At 56.9% G+C, this 5,310-nt stretch carries 3 protein-coding genes; all 3 read left to right on the forward strand.

The genetic code is table 11. From position 1 onward, the window contains the following. The first annotated feature begins 181 nt into the window (after nucleotides 1–181). Nucleotides 182–1,312, forward strand: a complete 1,131-nt coding sequence (gene carA, locus C4885_RS15290; RefSeq protein ID WP_114001163.1) for a glutamine-hydrolyzing carbamoyl-phosphate synthase small subunit — start codon at nucleotides 182–184, stop codon at nucleotides 1,310–1,312. A gap of 1 nt (nucleotide 1,313) precedes the next feature. Next, entirely contained in the window at nucleotides 1,314–4,553 is a 3,240-nt protein-coding gene (gene carB, locus C4885_RS15295) for a carbamoyl-phosphate synthase large subunit (RefSeq protein WP_114001164.1), read from the forward strand. 316 nt (nucleotides 4,554–4,869) lie between these two features. After that, nucleotides 4,870–5,145, forward strand: a complete 276-nt coding sequence (locus C4885_RS15300; RefSeq protein ID WP_114001165.1) for an HU family DNA-binding protein — start codon at nucleotides 4,870–4,872, stop codon at nucleotides 5,143–5,145. The last annotated feature ends 165 nt before the right edge of the window (nucleotides 5,146–5,310 follow it).

Below are 5,310 nucleotides of genomic sequence, written 5' to 3' on the forward strand. Positions count from 1 at the left end.
GGCGGCTGCGGCACGGCATCTGCGTTGCCAAAATGCTCGATAAGACATCCAGTATTATCTGCGCTTTTGGCTTAGCAGCTGCCGCACCTCGCTCGCCGTATCGGCACTTAGAACTATACGGTATTGCCCTAACTCTAACCGGAACCGGATTTCGATACAACAAAGGATTGCGAGGCAAAACATGCAGGCATATCTGATTTTGGCAAATGGCCGGATCTTAAAGGGCAAAAGCCTGGGCTGCCAGGGCACTACCGTGGGCGAAGTTGTGTTTGCCACCGGTATGGTCGGGTTTGAAGAAACGCTGACCGACCCCAGCTACTATGGCCAGATCATTACCCAGACCTACCCGCTGATCGGCAACTACGGCATGAACAGCGAAGACAAAGAGAGCGGCAAGATCTGGGCAAAGGGTTACATCGTGCGCGAAGCATGCACGACCCCTTCCAACTTCCGCAGCGAGGAAACGCTGGATACTTTCCTGAAAGAAAACGGCATTATCGGCATTGAGGGCATTGATACCCGCAGCCTGACCCGCATCCTGCGCGAAAGCGGCGTTATGAACGGTGCCATTACCACCGAGTTTGACCCCGAAACCGAGCCGGAAAAGCTGGCTGCCCTGATGCCCATCATCAAGGCTTATGCCGTGACTGGCGCGGTGGATGCCGTGACCTGCACCGAGCCGCAGTGCTTTGCCCCCACTGCCGGCGTGGCGGAGGGCGAAGAACCGCTGCACATTGCCCTGCTGGACCTTGGCTGCAAAAAGAACATTGTGCGCTGCCTGTGTAAGCGCGGCTGCCGTGTAACGGTGCTGCCTGCTTCTACCACCCTGGCAGAGCTCAAAGCCCTTGCGCCGGATGGCCTGATGCTTTCCAACGGCCCCGGTGACCCGGCAGAAAACGTGCAGGTCATCGCCAATATCCGCGATATGCTGGATACCGGCATCCCAGCTTTCGGCATCTGCCTGGGCCACCAGCTGACCGCCCTGGCTGCAGGCGCCAAAACCTGCAAAATGAAGTATGGCCACCGCGGCGCCAACCAGCCTGTGACCGACTTTGCGCTGGAACGTACCTTTATTACCAGCCAGAACCACGGTTATGCGGTTCTGGGCGATACTTTGCCCGCAGGTACCGGCCGCGTCAGCCATGTGAACGCCAACGATAAAACCTGTGAGGGAATTGAATACCTGCAGTGGAACTGCTTTACGGTGCAGTTCCACCCCGAAGCAAACGGCGGCCCCAAGGATACCGAGTTCCTGTTTGACCGCTTTTTGCAGAATGTCCGCCGCATCAACCGCGTGAAAGGGGGCCGTTGAGATGCCGAAAGATCCTAGAATCAAAAAGGTGCTGGTTATCGGTTCCGGCCCTATCATCATCGGTCAGGCTGCCGAGTTTGACTACTCCGGCACGCAGGCCTGCCGTGCTCTGAAATCCGAGGGCATTGAGACCGTGCTGGTCAACTCCAACCCGGCCACCATCATGACGGACCCGGATATTGCGGATCATGTTTATATTGAGCCGCTGACCGCCGAAGTTGTGGAACGCATTATTGAAAAGGAAAAGCCGGACGCCATTCTGCCCAATCTGGGTGGCCAGATGGGCCTGAACCTTTCCATGGAACTGGCCCGCAGCGGCTTTTTGGACCGCAGCGGCGTGCGCCTGCTGGCCTGCAAGCCGGACACCATTGACCGTGCCGAGGACCGCCAGCTGTTTAAGGATACCATGGAAAAGCTGAACCAGCCCTGCATTCCCTCCAAGGTGGTGGAGGACCTGGATTCCGCCATGGCATTTGCCGATGTTATCGGCTATCCCGTTATCGTGCGCCCGGCTTTCACCATGGGCGGTACCGGCGGCGGTATCTGCGAAAACCCTGAAAAGCTGCACGAGATCGCAACCAACGGCCTGCGTCTTTCCCCCATCCATCAGATCCTTGTGGAAAAGTGCATCGCCGGTTGGAAAGAGATCGAATACGAAGTGATGCGTGACCACAAGGGCAATGTGATCACCGTATGCAACATGGAAAACCTGGACCCTGTCGGCGTGCATACCGGTGACTCCATCGTTGTGGCACCCAGCCAGACTCTGTCCGATAAGGAATACCAGATGCTGCGTACCGCCGCGCTGGATATCATCACCGAGCTGGGCATTGAGGGCGGCTGCAACTGCCAGTTTGCCCTCAAGCCGGACAGCTTTGAGTATGCGGTCATCGAGGTCAACCCCCGTGTGTCCCGCTCCTCGGCGCTGGCCTCCAAGGCAACCGGCTATCCCATCGCCAAGGTGGCAACCAAGATTGCCCTGGGCTACACGCTGGATGAGATCACCAACGATGTGACCGGCGAAACCTGCGCCTGCTTTGAGCCTGCGCTGGACTATGTGGTCGTCAAATACCCCAAATGGCCGTTTGATAAGTTCGTTTACGCCGATAAGAGTCTGGGAACCCAGATGATGGCCACCGGCGAAGTGATGGCCATTGGCAACAACTTTGAACACGCCATGATGAAGGCAGTCAGCTCCATTGAGCTGGGCATGGATACCCTGACCCTGTCCGACTTTGAAAAGCTGACTACCGAGGAAGTCATTGAGCACCTGCATGTACAGGACTCCGAGCGCGCTTTCTGCGTATACGAAGCCCTCAAGCGCGGTGTGCCGCACCAGACCATCTATGACATCACCAAGATCGACTGGTGGTTCCTGGATAAGATGCAGCACCTGGCGAACCTGGAGCTGGGCCTGAAAAACGGCCCCCTGACCCGCGAAAAGTATCTGGAGGCCAAGCATTACGGCTTCCTGGATAAAACCATCCTGCGCCTGTCCGGTGCCGAAAAGCTGCCGATGGACAACTATGTCTGCGGCTTCAAGATGGTCGATACCTGCGCTGCCGAGTTTGCCGCCAAGACCCCGTACTTCTACTCCACCTGCGATAAGGAGAACGAGGCCGAGCAGTTCATCCATGCCCATAAGACCGGCAAAAAGAAGATCCTCGTCTTTGGCTCCGGCCCCATCCGCATCGGCCAGGGCATCGAGTTCGACTACTGCTCTGTCCACGCAGTCTGGACGCTGAAAAAGCACGGCTGCGAGGCCATTCTGGTCAACAACAACCCCGAAACGGTTTCCACCGATTTTGATACCGGTGACCGCCTGTACTTTGACCCGCTGAATCCCGAAAGCGTTGACCATATTATCGCTGCCGAAAAGCCGGACGGCTGCCTGGTGCAGTTCGGCGGCCAGACGGCCATCAAGCTGGCAAAGCATATGGATGAGATCGGCCTGCCCATTTACGGCACCCCGGCCGATGCCATCGATGAAGCCGAGGACCGCGAACGCTTTGATGAGCTGTTGGAACGCTGCGGCATTCCCCGCCCGGCGGGCCGCACCGTCTTTACCCTGGACGAAGCCCTGCAGGCTGCCCAGGAGGTCGGCTACCCCGTCCTGATGCGTCCGTCTTACGTTCTGGGCGGCCAGAATATGATTGTGGCCTATAACTCCAGCGATGTCATCGAGTATATGGGCGTTATCACCAAGCATGTGGACATGAGCCACCCGGTGCTGATGGATAAGTACATCTACGGCACCGAATGTGAAGTTGACGCCATCTGCGACGGCACCGATTACCTGGTGCCCGGCATCATGGAGCAGATCGAGCGCACCGGCGTGCATTCCGGCGACTCCATCTGTGTCTACCCGCCGTATAATTTCCCGCAGGATGTGATTGATACCCTGGTGGATTACACCGGCCGCTTTGCCCGCGAGCTGAAGGTTGTGGGCCTGGTCAATGTGCAGTACGCTGTGCAGGACGGCAAGGTTTACGTCATCGAGGTCAACCCGCGTTCTTCCCGTACCGTGCCGTATATCTCCAAGGTCACCGGTGTGCCCATGGTCGATCTGGCCGTGCGCTGCACCCTGGGCGAAAAGCTGAAAGATATGGGGTACGGCACCGGCCTGTGGCGCAACGGCAAGAGCCCCTATGTGGCTGTTAAAGTACCCGTCTACAGCTTCCTGAAGCTGCACGGTGTGGATACCATGCTGGGACCCGAAATGAAGTCCACCGGCGAAGTTTTGGGCATTGCTCCCAACATGCACGAAGCGTTGATCAAGGGCTTGGTTGCCGCCGGTTACCAGTTCAAGACCCCCGGCCCCGGTTCCTGCGTAATTATCTCGGTCAAGGATTCCGACAAGAAAGAAGCCGCCGAGCTGGCCTGGAAGCTGCATGACTACGGCTATAAGATCTATGGCACCCCCGGCACGGCACGCTACCTGAACAGCCAGATGGTGCCCTGCAGCACCGTGCGCCAGATGAGCGAAGAACGCCCGAATGTGCTGGATCTGCTGGAAAGCGGTCTGGTGGATTACATCATCTCCACCAGCCCCCATGGCCGTGACCCGCACCGCGATTCCGTTAAGTTCCGCCGCAAGGCAACCGAGCTGTCCATCCCGTGCATCACGGCGCTGGATACCGCCCGCATTCTGGTGAATGCCCTGCGCAGCGACCATGACATCAGCGGCATGGAGCTGGTGGATATCGCCACCCTGCACCGCGATGCCGCCAACGGCAAATAACCAAGGGTAAAACAGAAAAACAACCTGGGGCAGCAAAGCCCGGCAGCCGTTGTGCTGCGGGGAGCTTTGCTGCCCTGTTTTTGTGCCGTACAGCAAATGTTTTGCGGCGGTGCCCGTGCGCTATGCACGCGTTCCCGAAAGAAACGCGGGATTGTTGCATCTTTTTGTGAGATATGCCAATTTTTGATTTTTTGGGCTAGGTTTTGGCAGAATCACTTGATTCTGCGCGAAATTTTCCTTATAATAATCAGCGTACTAAAACGTGGGGCAGTTACTTGCCTGATGATGAAATATATGCTTAGGGAGATAACGAGTTATGACCAGATCACAGTTGATTACCAAAGTTGCAAACGATACCGGCATTTCTGCCGTTGAAGTTGAAAAGATTATGGACGGCATTTTCGGCACCATCGGCGATGTGCTGAAGGCTGGTGATAAGGTTACCATTGCAGGCTTTGGCCGTTTTGAAATGCGCGAACGCCAGACCAAGAACTTCACCAACCCCAAGACCAAGGTCACCAGCCAGCTGGAACCCACCGCTATCCCCGGCTTTAAGGCAAGCGGCCGCCTGAAGGAAAAGGTTGGCAAGTAATTGCTGAACAGCAGAACATAAACAAAATCAACCGCTCCGGTTTGCCATGCATGGCTGACCGGGGCGGTTTTTAGTTAGGGCAACACCGCACAATTCCCGCCTTGCGGCTTAAGCACCGCTTCGGCGGCTGCGGCACGGCATCTGCGTTGCCAAAATGCTCGATAA

It is taken from the genome of Subdoligranulum sp. APC924/74, from assembly GCF_003324125.1.
Lineage (GTDB): Bacteria > Bacillota > Clostridia > Oscillospirales > Ruminococcaceae > Gemmiger > Gemmiger qucibialis.